Genomic DNA, 16311 nt, shown 5'->3' with positions numbered 1-16311 from the left:
TGCAGGCTTGAGCCATCGGCAACGTCCTGTTGCCGATGGGGCCGGCTAGATTGATCGATCAGGTCAACAGCGCCAAACGTTCCACCGTCTCCGGAAACTTCGCCACCAGCCGAATTAAGGTCGCCGCTTGAGCATTGGGTGTGGCCCGGCCTTGCTCCCAATTTTCCAGGGTCCGGGTGTTGGTGCGCAGGTACATCGCAAACACCGAGCGCGACAGATTGAGTTGTTGACGCACAGCGACTACTTCGTCGGCAGTGAGCGGTGCCAGCTTGCTCAACTGCACCTTGTGGCTGCGCAGCGTTACCTTGCCTTCTCGTTCATCTGCCAGCGCGTCGAGGCCTTCGACCAGTTCGGAAAAGATGTCACGTTTCATGGGTATGCCTACGTAGATTGCGTATAGGCCGGCAACTCTACGGTGGCGCTTGAGAGGGCGATATCAGTAGAGATTGTGTGTGGGGTCAGACAACTCCGCCGTTTCTGTAGGAGCGAGCTTGCTCGCGAAAAACTGAAAAGCGCTGCGTTGTTTCAGATACCCCGCGTCATCGTTAACGACCATCGCGAGCAAGCTTGCTCCTACAGTGGAAAGCAAAACGGCGCCCGAAGGCGCCGTTTTGTTTACTGCATCTAACTAAGCGATCAACCCGCCATCACCGCATGCTGCACCAAGGTGAGCAACGGTTGTGGGTACACACCCAGGAAGAACGCCAGCAGGGCGATTGCCAGCAGCATCACGCCGCCTGCTTTCTGTTCCCAGTGCAACTCGGCGTCCACACGGCGCAGGTTTGGCTCGATCAGGTACAAGGTCACCATCACGCGCAGGTAGTAGAAAACGCCGATGGCACTGCCCAGTACCAGGGAGGCTACCAACCACCATTCGTGGGCTTCAACACCGGTCGCCACGATGTAGAACTTGCCGATGAAGCCAGCGGTCAGCGGGATACCGGCCAGGGACAGCATCATCACGGTCAGTACGGCAGTCAGGTACGGACGGCGCCAGAACAGGCCGCGGTATTCGTACAGGGCGTCTGCGTCACGGCCTTTGTAAGGCGAGGACATCAGGGTGATCACACCGAAGGCACCGAGGCTGGTGATCACGTAGGTGACCAGGTACACGCCGATGGCTTCCATCGCCAGGCCCTTGCTCGCCACCAGGGCGATCAGCAGGTAACCGAAGTGCGCGATGGACGAATAACCCAGCAGACGCTTGAGGTTGTTCTGGGTCAGCGCCAGCAGGTTACCGAACAGGATCGAGGCGATGGCGATGATGGTCAGCACGTTGCTGAGTACACCGGTGTTGGCCGCAGGGGAGATCTGGAACAGACGCACCATCACCGCAAACACGGCGACTTTCGACGCAGTAGCCAGGAACGCAGCCACCGGCGCCGGGGCGCCTTCGTACACGTCCGGGGTCCACAGGTGGAATGGCACCAGCGACAGTTTGAACGCCAGGCCGATCAGCATCATGGCCAGGCCCAGTTGGGCGATGGGCGCAGGGCTGCCGGAGGCTGCCAGGGCGTGACCGATACCGCTGAAGCTCAGGCTGCCGGCTTCTGCGTAGAGCAGGGCCATACCGAACAACAGGAACGCGGAACCGGCGGCCGACAGCACCATGTACTTGATGCCGGCTTCCAGGGAACGCTTGTTGAAGAAGGCATACGCCACCAGGCCGTAGACCGGAATCGACAGCAGTTCCAGGCCGATGAACAAGCCGGCCAGATGCTGCGCGCTGACCAGCACGATACCGCCGGTCGCAGCCAGCAGGATCAGCAGGTACAGCTCTTCGCGGTTGCCCGGGTAACCCGTGCCGCCTTCGCCGAGGTAGGCGTGGGCGAGGGTGACGCAGGCCAGGGTGGCCACGAGGATCAACGCGATATACAGCAGCGCGAAGTCATCGACCATCAACAGCGGCGTGACCGCCAGCGGTGCGACCTTGAGTGCCGGGATAATCGACAGCAAGGCCAGGTTCAAACCTGCCACGGAAATCAGGAAGGTCTGTGAGTGGTTGCGGCGCCATGCGATCGCCAGCATCACCACCACAACGGTGAGACTGGAAATCAGCAGCGGCGCAAGCGCGATAAAGTGTTGGATCGTGAATTCCATAGCGCTCTTACCGGGCCGAAGCGAGTTGAGTGAAGGCGGTGCTGAACCATTGCTGCACGCCATGCATCGTTGCGGCAGAGGTATCCAGGAACGGTTGCGGGTACACGCCGATGAACACCAGCAGTACCGCAAGGCCGAGCACCATGATCAGTTCGCGACCGTCCATGCCGTGCAGCACGGTGTCGGACTTGGCCGGACCGAAGTACGCGCGGTGGATCATGATCAGCGAGTAGACCGAACCGAACACCAGGCCGGAGGTAGCGATTGCGCTGATCCAAGGTGTATGCACGAAGGCACCCATCAGGATCAGGAACTCGCCGATGAAGTTACCGGTACCCGGCAAGCCCAGGGACGCGGCGGCGAAGAACAGGCTGATGGCCGGCAGGTAGGCGATACGCGACCACACGCCACCCATCTCACGCATGTCCCGGGTGTGCAGGCGCTCGTACAACTGACCACTGAGGATAAACAGTGCCGCTGCCGACACACCGTGCGCCAGCATCTGGATCACCGCACCTTGCAGCGCCAGTTGGCTGCCGGAGTAGATGCCGATCAGTACGAAGCCCATGTGGGAAACGGACGAGAAGGCAATCAGACGCTTGATGTCGGTTTGGGCGAAGGCCAGGAACGCACCGTAGAAGATCCCGATCAGACCGAGGGTCATGGCGATCGGCGCAAACTCGGCCGAGGCATTCGGGAACAGCGGCAGGGCGAAACGCAGCAGGCCGTAGGCCGCCGTCTTCAACAGGATACCGGCCAGGTCCACAGAACCTGCGGTCGGCGCCTGGGCGTGAGCATCAGGCAACCAGGAGTGGAACGGCACCACCGGCAGCTTCACCGCGAACGCGATGAAGAAGCCCAGCATCAGGATGTACTCGGTGGTCAGGGACATCTTGGTTTTCAACAGGTCGGCGTAGTTGAACGTGATCACGCCCGTGCTGTTGAAGTTGACCAGTACCAGACCCAGGATCGCCACCAACATGATCAGGCCGGAAGCCTGGGTGAAGATGAAGAACTTGGTCGCCGCGTAGATCCGGGTTTTCTTGCCGTCCGAAGAACTGTGACCCCAGAGCGCGATGAGGAAGTACATCGGCACCAGCATCATTTCCCAGAAGAAGAAGAACATGAACAGGTCGAGGGCGAGGAACACGCCGACAACACCGCCCAGGATCCACATCAGGTTCAGGTGGAAGAAGCCCACGTGACGCTGGATCTCTTTCCAGGAGCAGAGTACCGAAAGGATACCCAGCAGGCCGGTCAGCAGGATCATCAACAGTGACAGGCCGTCGAGGGCCAGGTGCACGTTGATGCCGAAGCGCTGGATCCACACGTGCTTGAATTCAAGCGCGAAGGTTGGATCGACACCCGGTGCCGGAGCAAATGAATAGTCACCATGGGCCCACAGCCAGAGGCCGAGAGCAAGTTCCAGGGACATGGTCAGCAACGCAATCCAGCGGGGGAGGGTGGCGCCGAAGCGTTCACCCATCCAGCAGAGCAGGCCGCCGATAAAAGGGATCAGGATTAGCCAGGGCAGAATCATGACGGGCTCGTTTCCTTTCGCAAGTTCGCAAAGTTCGCAATGTGCATAGTCAGACCGCGACCACGATGATGGCGCCGATCACCAGGACGGCACCGGCCGCCATGGAAGCTGCATACCAGCGCAATTGGCCAGTCTCGCTGCGGCTCAGGGCGGTGTGACCGGCCTTGGCGGCGCGCGGGATCAAACCGATGGTCTGGTCGAGCGGGTCTTTGCGCAGAACGTGGCTGATCGCAAGGTAAGGCTTGACGAACAGTTTGTCGTAGATCCAGTCGAAGCCCCAGGCAGCGAACCACCAGGCCGAAAGGAAGCGGCCAATGCCACTGTTGGCGATGGCGGTGACGAAGCGGCGCTTGCCGAGGAACAGCAGGGCGGCCAACAGGATACCGGCGATGGCGATGGCACCCGAGGCGATTTCCAGGCTGTGCTTGGCTGCACCACCGGCATGACCGGCACTTTCCGGCAGAACACCGGCCAGAGGCGGGGTGATCATGGCGCCGACGAAGGTCGACAGGATGATCAGCACCGACAGTGGCAACCAGTGGGAAATGCCGTGGCCTGCATGGGCTTCAGTCTTGGCTTCACCGTGGAAGGTGATGAAGATCAGGCGGAAGGTGTACAGCGAGGTCATGAATGCACCCACCAGGCCGGCGTACAGCAGGCCATGGTTACCGCTGGCAAAGGCTTCCCAGAGGATTTCGTCTTTCGAGTAGAAACCTGCGGTCACCAGTGGCAGGGCCGACAAGGCCGCACCGCCGACGATGAAGCTGGCGTAGGCCAACGGCAGTTTCTTCCACAGGCCACCCATCTTGAAGATGTTCTGCTCGTGGTGGCAGGCAACGATCACCGCACCGGAAGCAAGGAACAGCAGGGCCTTGAAGAAGGCGTGGGTCATCAGGTGGAAGATCGCGCCGTCCCAGGCACCGACGCCCAGGGCCAGGAACATGTAGCCGATCTGGCTCATGGTCGAGTAGGCGAGGATACGCTTGATGTCGGTCTGGACCAGGGCAGCAAAACCTGCAAGTACCAGGGTCACGCCACCTACCAGGCCCACCAGATGCAGAATCTCTGGCGCCAGGGTGAACAGGCCGTGGGTACGGGCAATCAGGTAGACACCGGCGGTCACCATGGTTGCGGCGTGGATCAGTGCCGAAACCGGGGTAGGACCGGCCATCGCATCCGCCAACCAGGTTTGCAACGGCAGTTGCGCGGATTTACCGACAGCGCCGCCCAGCAGCATCAGGGTTGCCAGGGTGATCCAGAAGTCGCCAACCTGGAATTTCTGCGGTGCCAGCACCAGCAGTTCCTGGATGTTCAGCGTGCCCACCTGTTGGAAAAGGATGAACAGGCCGATGGCCATGAACACGTCGCCGATCCGGGTCACGATAAAGGCTTTGAGTGCGGCGTTACCGTTGTTGCGGTTGCTGTAGTAGAAACCGATCAACAGGTACGAGCACAGGCCCACGCCTTCCCAGCCGAAGTACAGGAACAACAGGTTATCGCCCAGCACCAGGAACAGCATGCTCGCGATAAACAGGTTGGTGTAGGCGAAGAAGCGCGAGTAACCGGCTTCACCGCGCATGTACCACGACGCGAACAGGTGGATCAGGAAGCCCACACCCACCACCACGCCAAGCATGGTGATCGACAGGCCGTCGACGTAGAGGGCGAAGTTGGGCTTGAAGCCCTCCACCGACATCCACTGCCACAGCACCAGGGTGTAGTGACCGCCTTCAGGCGGCGCAACGTTGAATTGCCAGATGACGTAGGCGGCGACAATCGCCGACAGGCCGATGGAACCCACGCCCACCAAGGCCGAGAGGTTTTCCGACCAGCGTCCACGGGAGAACGACAGCAGCAGGAAACCAATCAGGGGAAATACGAAAGTCAGAAAGATCATGTTCATCCGCGCATCTCACTGGCAGCGTCGATATCAAGCGTGTGGAAGCGACGATACAGTTGCAGCAGGATCGCCAGGCCAATACTGGCCTCGGCGGCTGCCAGGCTGATCACCAGGATGAACATCACTTGTCCATCCGGCTGGCCCCAACGGCTACCGGCCACGATGAACGCGAGTGCCGCGGCGTTCATCATGATTTCCAGGCTCATCAACACGAACAGAATGTTGCGGCGGACCATCAGGCCGACCAGGCCAAGGCAGAACAGGATGCCGGCGACCGCCAGACCATGCTCCAAAGGGATAGCAGGCATCGTCATTGCTCCTTGGCTTCGTTGCGGCCCAAGTGGAAGGCGGTGATGGCTGCAGCGAGCAGCAGCATCGAAGCCAGTTCGACCACCAGCAGGTACGGGCCGAACAGGCTGATGCCCACGGCTTTCGCGTCTACGGTGGTGTGGCCGATGGCCTGGCCGCTCTGGTGAGCGAACAGCACATACAGCAGTTCAGCCAGCAGCAGGGCTGCCAGGATCACCGGGCCGAGCCAGATGCCGGGCTTGAGCCAGACGCGTTCCTGGGCGACCGAGGCCGGCCCCAGGTTGAGCATCATCACCACAAACACGAACAGCACCATGATGGCGCCGGCGTAGGCGATCACTTCCAGCACACCGGCGAACGGTGCGCCGAGGCTGAAGAAGGTCATGGCCACGGCGATCAGCGAAATGATCAGGTAGAGCAGGGCGTGCACGGGGTTAGTGTTGGTGATCACGCGAAGCGTGGACACCACTGCAATACCCGATGCGAAATAGAAAGCGAATTCCATCTTTCTTCCTTAAGGCAGCAAGCTCTTCACGTTGATCGGCTCGGCTTCGTTTTGTGCGGCGCCTTTCGGCTTACCGGCAACGGCCATACCTGCAACACGATAGAAGTTGTAATCAGGGTTTTTACCGGGACCAGAGATCAGCAGATCTTCTTTCTCGTACACCAGGTCCTGACGTTTGAACTCGGCCATCTCGAAATCCGGTGTCAGCTGGATCGCGGTGGTCGGGCAAGCTTCCTCGCAGAGGCCGCAGAAAATGCAGCGCGAGAAGTTGATGCGGAAGAAGTCCGGGTACCAGCGACCGTCTTCGGTTTCAGCTTTCTGCAGCGAGATGCAACCTACCGGGCACGCCACGGCGCACAGGTTGCAGGCCACGCAGCGCTCTTCGCCGTCGGGGTCGCGGGTCAGGACAATGCGGCCGCGATAACGCGGCGGCAGGTACACCGCCTCTTCCGGGTATTGCAGGGTGTCGCGTTTGCGAAAGCCGTGACCGAACACCATCACCAGGCTTCGCAACTGGGTACCGGTACCCTTAACGATGTCGCCAATATATTTGAACATGGGTCAAATCCTCACTGAACCGCGCCCGCTGGCGTGTTCAACAACACAACGGCAGCAGTCACCAGCAAATTGATCAGGGTCAGCGGCAGGCAGAATCGCCAGCTGAAATCCATCACCTGGTCATACCGTGGACGCGGGATGGAAGCGCGCAGCAGGATGAACAACATGATGAAGAACGCGGTCTTCAGGAAGAACCAGAAGAACGCCAGCTGCGGCAGGATGCCGAACGGACCGTGCCAGCCACCGAAGAACAGCGTGACCAGCAGGGCCGAGATCAAGATGATGCCGATGTACTCACCTACGAAGAACATGCCCCATTTCATGCCGGCGTATTCAATGTGGTAACCGTCGGCCAGTTCCTGTTCCGCTTCCGGCTGGTCGAACGGGTGACGGTGAGTCACGGCGACGCCAGCGATGAAGAAGGTGCAGAAGCCAAAGAACTGCGGAATGATGAACCACAGGTTCTGCGCCTGGTACTCGACGATGTCGCGCATGTTGAACGAGCCCACCTGCACCACGATGCCCATCAGCGCGAGGCCCATGAACACTTCGTAGGACACGGTCTGGGCCGAAGCCCGCAAGCTGCCCAGGAGGGCGAACTTGTTGTTGCTCGACCAACCGGCGAACAGCACCGCGTAGACCGACAAGCCGGCCATGGCGAAGAAGAACAGCAAGCCGATGTTCAGGTCCGCCACGCCCCAGGTCGGGGTGATCGGGATGATTGCGAAGGCAATCAGCAAGGCGCTCATGGCCACGACCGGTGCCAGGGTGAAGATCACCTTGTCGGCAAACGGCGGGGTCCAGTCTTCCTTGAAGAACATTTTCAGCATGTCGGCGGCGATCTGGAACATACCAAACGGGCCAACGCGGTTCGGACCGTAACGGTCCTGCCACCAGCCCAGCAGGCGACGTTCGACGAAGCTGAGCAAGGCGCCCGCCACGACCACGGCCAACAGGATCACGATGGCCTTGACCACCGCGATGATCACGTCGATCACTTCAGGGGTGAACCAGGTCATTGAGCTGCCTCCTGCAGACCGTCAACGGTGAGGCCGAAGATCGCCGGAGGAATCCCCGCGAGGCCTTTTGGCAATGCAACCAGGCCAGCACCCAACTCTTCGTTGATGCGCAGTGGCAGACGCAGGGTCTTGCCAGCAACGTTCAAACTGAGCAGGGCACCGTCGTTGACGCCCAGGCGGTCGGCTTCGGACTTGGCAACAGACACGTAGGCTTGTGGGATGCGCTCTTGTACCGGCGCGGCTTTGGAAGAGGTTTCTTCGCTGCCGAACAGGTGGAAGAACGGCACAACCTGCCAGGTGCCCTGGGCCGGATTGAACGGACGCGGAACGCTGGCGAACCAGTTCAGCGAGTCACCGGTGCTTTCGATCAGGCGGGTGCCCGGGTCGCCAGCACGGATGTGACCACCGACTTCGTCCTGGAACTTGTTCCAGGCTTGCGGCGAGTTCCAGCCCGGCGACCAGGCAAAAGGCACCTGCTGACGTGGCTCGACCGAACCCGAGTAACCTTCCATGGAGAAGGCGAACGCGGTGTCGTTGTCTTGTGGCGTACGTGGCTCATGCACGCTGATGTCAGCACGCATGGCGGTACGGCCGGAATAACGCAGCGGTTCACGGGCCAGTTTCATGCCCTTGATACGGAACGAGGCAGACGGTGCAGCGTCGACGATGCGTGCCAGTTGCGGTGCGGCTGCGGCTGTGGCGGCAGTCACGTGGTCGAGCTGGGTCCAGTCGATCGGCTGGTTCAGCAGGGTAGCGCGCAGGGCATGCAGCCAGCGCCAGCCTTCGTGAACCAGGATGCTGGCGTCCATGTACTTCGGATCGAACACCTGGAAGAAGCGCTGGGCGCGGCCTTCCTGGCTGACCAGGGTACCGTCGCCTTCAGCAAAGCTGGCGGCGGGCAGTACCAGGTGGGCGCGGTCGCTGGTGGCGGTTTTCTGGTGGTCGGCAACGATCACCACTTTGGCCGCGTTCAGCGCTGCGTCGACCTTGGCCGAATCAGTACGGGTGTACAGGTCGTTTTCCAGTACCACGATCGCATCGGCGCTGCCGTCGGTCACCGCTTGCAGGGCGGCGTCCAGGGACTCGCCACCGAGCATGGCCAGGCCAAGGCTGTTAGCCTCTGGCACGATCAGGCTGATGGACCCGTTCTTCTCGCGCAGCTTCAAGGCTTTGGCAATGTTGGCAGCGGCTTCGATCAGCGCCTTGGAACCCAGCGAGGTACCGGCAATGATCAATGGACGCTTGGCGGCCAGCAGGGCGTCAGCAATACGCTTGGCCAGTTCAACGGCTTCAGCGTCCAGGCCTTCAACGGCCGGCGCGCTGGCGTCGAGGGCGTGGGCCACGGCGAAACCGATGCGGGCCAGGTCGTCAGGCGCGGCGTGTACGCATTCTTCAGCGATGTCGTCGAGCTTGGTCTCAGCCAGGCTGGCGATAAACAGCGGGTTCAGCGCGTGCTGGCCGATGTTTTTCACCGCAGCGTCGAGCCAAGGCTGGACGCGCATGGCGTCGGCCATGTCTTCGGCCTTGCCTTTTACCGACTGGCGCAGGGACAGGGCCACGCGTGCAGCGGTTTGGGTCAGGTCTTCACCGAGGACGAAGATCGCATCGTGGTCTTCGATGTCGCGCATGTTCGGAACCGGCAGCGGGCTGTCGTTCAGAACTTGCAGCACCAGGCGGATACGCTCCAGCTCACCGGCTTCGATACCCGAGTAGAAGTGTTCGGCGCCTACCAGCTCGCGCAACGCATAGTTGCTTTCGAGGCTGGCGCGGGGCGAACCGATACCGACGATGTTGCGACCGCGCAGCAGGTCAGCGGCTTTATCCAATGCTTCGTCGAGGCTCAGCTTGGCGCCGTCGGCCAGCAGTGGCTGACGTGGGCGGTCTTCGCGGTTGACGTAGCCATAGCCGAAACGGCCACGGTCGCACAGGAAGTACTGGTTGACCGAACCGTTGAAGCGGTTTTCGATCCGACGCAGTTCGCCGTAGCGCTCGCCCGGGGAGATGTTGCAACCGCTGGAGCAGCCATGGCAGATGCTCGGCGAGAACTGCATGTCCCACTTACGGTTGTAGCGCTCGGAGTGAGTCTTGTCGGTGAACACACCGGTCGGGCAGACCTCGGTGAGGTTGCCGGAGAACTCGCTTTCCAGGGTGCCGTCTTCAACGCGACCGAAGTACACGTTGTCGTGGGCGCCGAACACACCGAGGTCGGTACCGCCAGCGTAGTCCTTATAGAAGCGCACGCAGCGGTAGCAAGCGATGCAGCGGTTCATCTCGTGGGAAATGAACGGGCCCAGTTGCTGGTTCTGGTGGGTGCGCTTGGTGAAGCGATACCGGCGCTCGTTGTGGCCGGTCATCACGGTCATGTCTTGCAGGTGGCAGTGGCCGCCTTCCTCACACACAGGGCAGTCGTGCGGGTGGTTGGTCATCAGCCATTCGACGACGCTGGCGCGAAACACTTTCGCTTCTTCGTCTTCGATGGAGATCCAGCTGCCGTCGGTGGCAGGGGTCATGCAGGACATCACGATACGACCACGGGTGTCGTTCTCGTCGGTGTACTGCTTGACCGCGCACTGGCGGCAAGCGCCAACGCTGCCAAGGGCGGGGTGCCAGCAGAAATATGGAATGTCGAGGCCTAGCGACAGACACGCCTGTAACAGGTTGTCTGCCCCATCGACTTCGAGCTCTTTGCCGTCTACGTGGATAGTGGCCATGGTTCAAAGTTCTTCGTTGGCCCGGTGTCAGCGGGCGTGGCTAATGGAATCTTGTTATTCATGTGCATCAACACAGCCTTGAAGGCGTCAGCACATGAGAAGGCGAAGGGCACGGACCCTTCGCCTTGTTAAGCGTTACGCGCCGACAACAATCGGCCTTGCCAGAGGCGGGACGGCGGCGCTGGTAGGCGCGATGCCGGCTTCGAACTCCGAGCGGAAGTATTTGATCGCGCTGCCCAATGGCTCCACGGCGCCCGGTGCGTGAGCACAGAAGGTCTTGCCTGGGCCGAGGAAACCGACCAGACCCAGCAGGGTCTCAATGTCACCCTCGCGGCCTTCGCCGTTTTCCAGGGCCATCAGCAGCTTGACGCTCCATGGCAAACCATCGCGGCACGGGGTGCAGAAGCCACAGGATTCACGGGAGAAGAACTGCTCCATGTTGCGCAGCAACGACACCATGTTCACGGTGTTGTCTACGGCCATGGCCAGGCCTGTACCCATACGGGTGCCCACCTTGCCGATGCCGCCGGCGTACATTTGTGCGTCCAGGTGCTCAGGCAACAGGAAGCCGGTACCGGCGCCGCCTGGCTGCCAGGCCTTGAGGGTATAGCCGTCGCGCATGCCGCCGGCGTAGTCCTCGAACAGCTCCCGTGCGGTCACGCCGAAAGGCAGTTCCCACAGGCCCGGGTTCTTGACCTTGCCGGAGAAGCCCATGAGCTTGGTGCCCATGTCTTCGCTGCCTGCGCGGGCCAACGACTTGTACCACTCCACGCCGTCGCCGATGATTGCCGGCACATTGCACAGGGTTTCAACGTTGTTCACGCAAGTCGGCTTGCCCCACACGCCCACGGCGGCAGGGAAGGGCGGCTTGGAACGCGGGTTGGCGCGGCGGCCTTCGAGGGAGTTGATCAGTGCGGTTTCTTCACCGCAGATGTAACGCCCGGCGCCGGTGTGCACGAACAGTTCGAAGTCGAAACCCGAACCGAGGATGTTTTTACCCAGCAGGCCGGCTGCCTTGGCTTCTTCCACGGCACGGGTGAGGTGCTTGGCGGCGGTGGTGTACTCGCCACGCAGGAAGATGTAGCCACGGTAGGTTTTCAGTGCGCGAGCACTGATCAGCATGCCTTCGATCAGCAGATGGGGCAGTTGCTCCATCAGCATGCGGTCTTTCCAGGTGTTCGGCTCCATTTCATCCGCGTTGCACAGCAGGTAGCGGATGTTGATGGATTCGTCTTTCGGCATCAGGCCCCACTTGACCCCGGTGGGGAAGCCTGCACCGCCGCGGCCCTTAAGGCCTGCGTCTTTCACGGTCTGGACGATGTCGTCCTGGGCCATGTCGGCAAAGGCTTTGCGCGCGGCCGCGTAACCGTTCTTGGCCTGGTACTCGTCGAGCCAAACGGCTTCGCCGTCGTCACGCAGGCGCCAGGTCAGCGGGTGAGTCTCAGCCGTGCGCTTGATGCGGTTGGCAGGACCGAAGGAAGTCAGGGTCATGGGTAGCCCTCGAGCAATTGGGTGACGCCAGCAGGCTGCACGTCACCGAATGTGTCGTCGTCGATCATCAACGCCGGCGCCTTGTCACAGTTGCCCAGGCAGCACACCGGCAGCAGCGTGAAGCGGCCGTCCGGAGTGGTTTGGCCCAGGCCGATGCCCAGCTTGCCCTGGATTTCGCTGACCACGGACTCGTGGCCACCGATGTAGCAGACCATGCTGTCGCACACGCGAATGATGTGGCGGCCAACCGGCTGGCGGAAGATCTGGCTGTAGAACGTCGCCACGCCTTCAACGTCGCTGGCGGGGATGCCGAGGATCTCGCCGATGGCGTAGAGGGCGCCGTCGGGCACCCAGCCACGTTCCTTCTGGACGATCTTCAAGGCTTCGATCGACGCCGCGCGCGGGTCTTCGTAGTGATGCAGCTCGTGCTCGATGGCCGAGCGCTCGGTTTCACTCAAGGTGAAACGGTCTGTCTGGATAAGCGTGCTATTCATGCTTAGCGGTCCACGTCGGCCATAACGAAATCGATACTACCCAGGTACGCAATCAAGTCCGCGACCATTTCACCTTTGATCACCGAAGGGATCTGCTGCAGGTGCGGGAAGCTTGGCGTACGAATCCGGGTGCGGTAGCTCATGGTGCCGCCATCGCTCGTCAGGTAATAACTGTTGATACCCTTGGTCGCTTCGATCATCTGGAAGGACTCGTTGGCCGGCATCACCGGGCCCCACGAAACTTGCAGGAAGTGCGTGATCAGGGTTTCGATGTGTTGCAGCGTGCGCTCTTTCGGCGGCGGCGTGGTCAGCGGGTGATCCGCCTTGTACGGGCCTTCCGGCATGTTGCGCATGCACTGTTCGATGATCTTCAGGCTCTGGCGCATTTCTTCGACGCGCACGATGCAGCGGTCGTAGGCATCGCCGTTGGCCGCCAGCGGGACTTCGAATTCGAAGTTCTGGTAGCCGGAGTACGGGCGCGCCTTGCGCAGGTCGAAATCGCAACCGGTGGAACGCAGGCCAGCACCGGTGACGCCCCATTCCAGGGCCTCTTTGGTGTTGTACTGGGCGACGCCGATGGTCCGGCCCTTGAGGATGCTGTTGTCCAGGGCGGCTTTCTGGTACTCGTCCAGGCGCTTGGGCATCCAGTCGATGAATTCCTTGACCAGACGTTCCCAGCCACGTGGCAGGTCGTGTGCGACACCGCCGATGCGGTACCAGGCCGGGTGCAGGCGGAAGCCGGTGATGGCTTCGATGACCTTGTAGGCGCGCTGACGGTCGGTGAAGGTGAAGAACACCGGGGTCATGGCGCCGACGTCCTGGATATAGGTACCCAGGAACAGCAGGTGGCTGGTGATCCGGAAGAACTCGGCCATCATGATGCGGATGGTGTCGACCTTGTCCGGCACCTTGATGCCGGCCAGCTTCTCGACCGAGAGCACGTACGGCAGGTTGTTCATCACGCCGCCGAGGTAGTCGATACGGTCGGTGTACGGGATGAAGCTGTGCCACGACTGACGCTCGGCCATTTTCTCGGCACCACGGTGGTGGTAGCCGATGTCCGGCACGCAGTCGACGATTTCTTCGCCGTCCAGTTGCAGGATGATGCGGAAGGCACCGTGAGCCGAAGGGTGGTTCGGGCCCAGGTTGAGGAACATGTAGTCTTCGTTGGTGCCGGAGCGCTTCATGCCCCAGTCTTCCGGACGGAAGCGTGCAGCCTCTTCTTCAAGCTGCTGCTTGGCGAGGGTCAGGCTGAAGGGATCGAATTCGGTGGCGCGGGCAGGGAAGTCCTTGCGCAGCGGGTGACCTTCCCAGGTCGGCGGCATCATGATGCGCGACAGGTGCGGGTGGCCCGGGAAGTCGATGCCGAACATGTCCCACACTTCACGCTCGTACCAGTTGGCGTTGGGCCAGATACCGGTCACGGTCGGGACGCTCAGGTCGCTCTCGGAGAGGGCCACCTTGATCATCACGTCGCTGTTACGTTCCAGCGACATCAGGTGGTAGAACACGGTGAAATCGGCGCCGCTCGGCAGTCCCTGGCGCTTGGTGCGCAGGCGCTCGTCCACGCCATGCAGGTCATAGAGCATGACGTACGGCTTGGGCAGGTTGCGCAGGAAGCTCAGGACTTCGACGAGCCTGGCACGCGCCACCCACAGCACCGGCATACCGGTGCGTGTGGCCTGGGCGGTGAAGGCGTCAGGGCCAAAACGGTTATTGAGTTCGACGACCACATCCTGGTCGTCTGCCTTATAAGGCGGGATGTACAGAGCACTGCCTGTAGTCATGGTTTTTTATCGCTTTCGGTCAACGTAAAGAATGAAGCCAGGTTTTCGTTCTATAAAAGAAGCGGTTCTGGATCAGACTTCGTCGGGGCTGCGCAGGTTGGTTACCTGAATACGCTGTTCGCGGCGCTGTTCCTTTTGTGACGGCATCTCGGCGCGGTATACGCCTTGATCTCCGACAACCCAGGAAAGTGGGCGACGCTCCTTGCCAATCGATTCCTGCAACAGCATCAAGCCTTGCAGAAATGCTTCAGGGCGGGGCGGGCAGCCAGGCACGTAGACGTCCACGGGCAGGAACTTGTCCACCCCCTGAACTACGGAGTAGATGTCGTACATGCCACCGGAGTTGGCGCACGAACCCATGGAGATAACCCACTTTGGCTCGAGCATTTGCTCGTAGAGACGCTGAATGATCGGCGCCATCTTGATAAAGCAGGTACCGGCGATAACCATGAAATCCGCCTGACGCGGCGATGCCCGGATAACTTCGGCGCCAAAGCGCGCGATGTCGTGGGGCGCCGTGAAGGCGGTGGTCATTTCCACGTAGCAGCAGGACAGACCGAAGTTGTACGGCCACAGGGAGTTCTTACGTCCCCAGTTGACCGCGCCACTCAGCACGTCTTCCAGCTTGCCCATGTAGATGTTTTTGTGGACTTGGTCTTCTAACGGATCGGAAACGGTTTCCCGTTCGCCGATGGGGTACTGCTCGTTAGGAGCATCCGGGTCGATCCTGGTGAGATTGTATTGCATCGCCAAAGCCTCATTGTTTCAGCTTCGCTTGCCGCTTACGACGAGCTTCCGGAGCCCAGTCAAGGGCGCCCACTCGGAATAGGTAGACAAGGCCTGCCAACAGAATTGCTATGAAAACGAGGGCTTCGACGAATCCGGTCCAGCCGCTTTCGCGGACGGACACAGACCAGGCAAAGAGAAAAAGGGCTTCGATATCGAAGATCACGAAGAGCATCGCGACCAGATAGAATTTGGCTGAGAGCCGCAAGCGGGCGCCACCTGTAGGCAGCATGCCGGACTCGAACGGTTCATTTTTGCTGCGGCCCCAGGCTTTTGACCCGAGGAGGCTGGAGACACCGAGCATGAAGGCGCAGAGGCCGACAACACCGAGGAGGAAAATGGCAAAGCCCCAGTTGTGGGCCATGAGTCCTGTCGCTTCGGTCATGCTGGAAATCCTTAACAGAGAGCAAAGGTCTCTGAGCTCGAAAAAGTAACGATGCAGTGACGATATGTCGCAGCGCAATCAATCGCGGTGATTTTATGGCTAAACACCGGGCAAGTAAAATTCCTATAGCGAAATTATTCGATGGAATAAGGACATAGTGCACCTTCTTGGGGCTGTAGCCCTTGTGGGGCGGGCATTAGCGGGCATTTCACCAATTATGTTTTGTTTAAGCTGTAAAGAAGTTTTCATGCTCTAAATGATAATGAATATTGTTTGCGTGGGTTTTAAACAGCTGTTCGGGGTTTAGCGGAGGAAGTTGCTGTTACTTGTGTGGGTGGTGTTAGTTGGTAAAGCGGATCTTTTAACTGACTTTGCGGGTGGGGATACCGCTCTGGATCAATGTTTTGGTCGAAATTTGGTGGTGAGGGGGGGGGCGTAGGGGGCTGTATACATATCCGTTGCTGCGGTAACGGAGCGGGTCACTTTTGGCAAACGCCCGGAATGCCGGCCCAGCCAAAATTAACCAAAAGGTCTTTGCCCCACCACTCGGTGCCTCGCCTAGGCTCGACAGCTGCTACGGGCGGGGTGGCTCTGCTTTTCTGTGGGAGCTGGCTTGCCTGCGATGCAGACAACTCGGTGGATCAGGTACACCCAGTTGATGCTATTGCAGGCAAGCCAGCTCCCACATTTGACCGTGCCCGCTTTAGCTTTTGATTTTGCTTCTAA

At 60.4% G+C, this 16311-nt stretch carries 14 protein-coding genes and 1 pseudogene; all 15 read right to left on the bottom strand.

Features of this window, described 5'->3' with window-relative positions:
- Window positions 1-58 precede the first annotated feature (58 nt).
- Window positions 59-373, bottom strand: a complete 315-nt coding sequence (locus K0H47_RS19040) for a DNA-binding transcriptional regulator (protein WP_017476150.1) — start codon at window positions 371-373, stop codon at window positions 59-61.
- A 105-nt stretch (window positions 374-478) separates the two neighbouring features.
- Window positions 479-556 (bottom strand): annotated as a pseudogene (locus tag K0H47_RS31430) (outer membrane lipoprotein carrier protein LolA); the annotation flags it as partial.
- Between the two features lie 80 nt (window positions 557-636).
- A complete protein-coding gene (gene nuoN, locus K0H47_RS19035; protein WP_017476148.1) occupies window positions 637-2100 on the bottom strand; it encodes an NADH-quinone oxidoreductase subunit NuoN in 1464 nt (487 codons plus the stop codon).
- A 7-nt stretch (window positions 2101-2107) separates the two neighbouring features.
- Window positions 2108-3640 (bottom strand): NADH-quinone oxidoreductase subunit M, encoded by a 1533-nt coding sequence (gene nuoM, locus K0H47_RS19030; RefSeq protein WP_017476147.1) that lies wholly within the window; start codon window positions 3638-3640, stop codon window positions 2108-2110.
- A gap of 49 nt (window positions 3641-3689) precedes the next feature.
- A complete protein-coding gene (gene nuoL, locus K0H47_RS19025; protein WP_003219559.1) occupies window positions 3690-5543 on the bottom strand; it encodes an NADH-quinone oxidoreductase subunit L in 1854 nt (617 codons plus the stop codon).
- Window positions 5540-5848, bottom strand: coding sequence for an NADH-quinone oxidoreductase subunit NuoK (nuoK, locus tag K0H47_RS19020; protein WP_003219560.1), 309 nt, complete (start codon window positions 5846-5848; stop codon window positions 5540-5542). Before nuoK ends, nuoL begins: the two co-directional genes overlap by 4 nt.
- A gap of 2 nt (window positions 5849-5850) precedes the next feature.
- On the bottom strand, window positions 5851-6354 hold the full coding sequence (nuoJ, locus tag K0H47_RS19015; protein WP_017476146.1) for an NADH-quinone oxidoreductase subunit J: 504 nt from the start codon (window positions 6352-6354) through the stop codon (window positions 5851-5853).
- Window positions 6355-6363: 9 nt separating this feature from the next.
- Entirely contained in the window at window positions 6364-6912 is a 549-nt protein-coding gene (gene nuoI / locus K0H47_RS19010) for an NADH-quinone oxidoreductase subunit NuoI (RefSeq protein WP_003174725.1), read from the bottom strand.
- Window positions 6913-6923: 11 nt separating this feature from the next.
- Window positions 6924-7931 carry an NADH-quinone oxidoreductase subunit NuoH gene (gene nuoH / locus K0H47_RS19005; protein WP_003219563.1) on the bottom strand — a complete coding sequence of 336 codons (1008 nt, stop codon included), beginning with the start codon at window positions 7929-7931 and terminating at the stop codon, window positions 6924-6926.
- Window positions 7928-10642, bottom strand: a complete 2715-nt coding sequence (gene nuoG, locus K0H47_RS19000) for an NADH-quinone oxidoreductase subunit NuoG (protein ID WP_177070318.1) — start codon at window positions 10640-10642, stop codon at window positions 7928-7930. Before nuoG ends, nuoH begins: the two co-directional genes overlap by 4 nt.
- A gap of 135 nt (window positions 10643-10777) precedes the next feature.
- Entirely contained in the window at window positions 10778-12133 is a 1356-nt protein-coding gene (nuoF, locus tag K0H47_RS18995; protein WP_093198717.1) for an NADH-quinone oxidoreductase subunit NuoF, read from the bottom strand.
- A complete protein-coding gene (gene nuoE / locus K0H47_RS18990) occupies window positions 12130-12627 on the bottom strand; it encodes an NADH-quinone oxidoreductase subunit NuoE (RefSeq protein ID WP_219273410.1) in 498 nt (165 codons plus the stop codon). The genes nuoF and nuoE overlap by 4 nt, the downstream gene beginning before the upstream one ends.
- Window positions 12628-12629: 2 nt before the next feature.
- The gene (gene nuoC, locus K0H47_RS18985; protein ID WP_003219570.1) at window positions 12630-14414 is read right to left on the bottom strand and encodes an NADH-quinone oxidoreductase subunit C/D; all 1785 of its coding nucleotides are present in this window, start codon (window positions 14412-14414) and stop codon (window positions 12630-12632) included.
- A 72-nt stretch (window positions 14415-14486) separates the two neighbouring features.
- On the bottom strand, window positions 14487-15161 hold the full coding sequence (locus K0H47_RS18980) for an NADH-quinone oxidoreductase subunit B family protein (RefSeq protein WP_003219572.1): 675 nt from the start codon (window positions 15159-15161) through the stop codon (window positions 14487-14489).
- A 10-nt stretch (window positions 15162-15171) separates the two neighbouring features.
- Window positions 15172-15585, bottom strand: a complete 414-nt coding sequence (locus K0H47_RS18975) for an NADH-quinone oxidoreductase subunit A (protein ID WP_003219575.1) — start codon at window positions 15583-15585, stop codon at window positions 15172-15174.
- Between the last annotated feature and the right edge of the window lie 726 nt (window positions 15586-16311).

The sequence above is a fragment of the Pseudomonas sp. Xaverov 83 genome (assembly GCF_019352905.1).
In the GTDB taxonomy this organism is placed as follows: domain Bacteria; phylum Pseudomonadota; class Gammaproteobacteria; order Pseudomonadales; family Pseudomonadaceae; genus Aquipseudomonas; species Aquipseudomonas yamanorum.
This window is presented reverse-complemented; position numbering and strand designations above follow the sequence as displayed.

Excerpts from the sequence above, each read along its gene's own strand:
- nuoE (WP_219273410.1), bottom strand. The coding sequence starts at position 12,627 with ATGAATAGCACGCTTATCCAGACAGACCGTTTCACCTTGAGTGAAACC.
- nuoN (WP_017476148.1), bottom strand. The coding sequence starts at position 2,100 with ATGGAATTCACGATCCAACACTTTATCGCGCTTGCGCCGCTGCTGATT.
- nuoI (WP_003174725.1), bottom strand. The coding sequence starts at position 6,912 with ATGTTCAAATATATTGGCGACATCGTTAAGGGTACCGGTACCCAGTTG.
- nuoF (WP_093198717.1), bottom strand. The coding sequence starts at position 12,133 with ATGACCCTGACTTCCTTCGGTCCTGCCAACCGCATCAAGCGCACGGCT.
- K0H47_RS18980 (WP_003219572.1), bottom strand. The coding sequence starts at position 15,161 with ATGCAATACAATCTCACCAGGATCGACCCGGATGCTCCTAACGAGCAG.
- nuoM (WP_017476147.1), bottom strand. The coding sequence starts at position 3,640 with ATGATTCTGCCCTGGCTAATCCTGATCCCTTTTATCGGCGGCCTGCTC.
- nuoH (WP_003219563.1), bottom strand. The coding sequence starts at position 7,931 with ATGACCTGGTTCACCCCTGAAGTGATCGACGTGATCATCGCGGTGGTC.
- K0H47_RS18975 (WP_003219575.1), bottom strand. The coding sequence starts at position 15,585 with ATGACCGAAGCGACAGGACTCATGGCCCACAACTGGGGCTTTGCCATT.
- nuoJ (WP_017476146.1), bottom strand. The coding sequence starts at position 6,354 with ATGGAATTCGCTTTCTATTTCGCATCGGGTATTGCAGTGGTGTCCACG.
- nuoG (WP_177070318.1), bottom strand. The coding sequence starts at position 10,642 with ATGGCCACTATCCACGTAGACGGCAAAGAGCTCGAAGTCGATGGGGCA.
- nuoC (WP_003219570.1), bottom strand. The coding sequence starts at position 14,414 with ATGACTACAGGCAGTGCTCTGTACATCCCGCCTTATAAGGCAGACGAC.
- nuoK (WP_003219560.1), bottom strand. The coding sequence starts at position 5,848 with ATGCCTGCTATCCCTTTGGAGCATGGTCTGGCGGTCGCCGGCATCCTG.
- nuoL (WP_003219559.1), bottom strand. The coding sequence starts at position 5,543 with ATGAACATGATCTTTCTGACTTTCGTATTTCCCCTGATTGGTTTCCTG.
- K0H47_RS19040 (WP_017476150.1), bottom strand. The coding sequence starts at position 373 with ATGAAACGTGACATCTTTTCCGAACTGGTCGAAGGCCTCGACGCGCTG.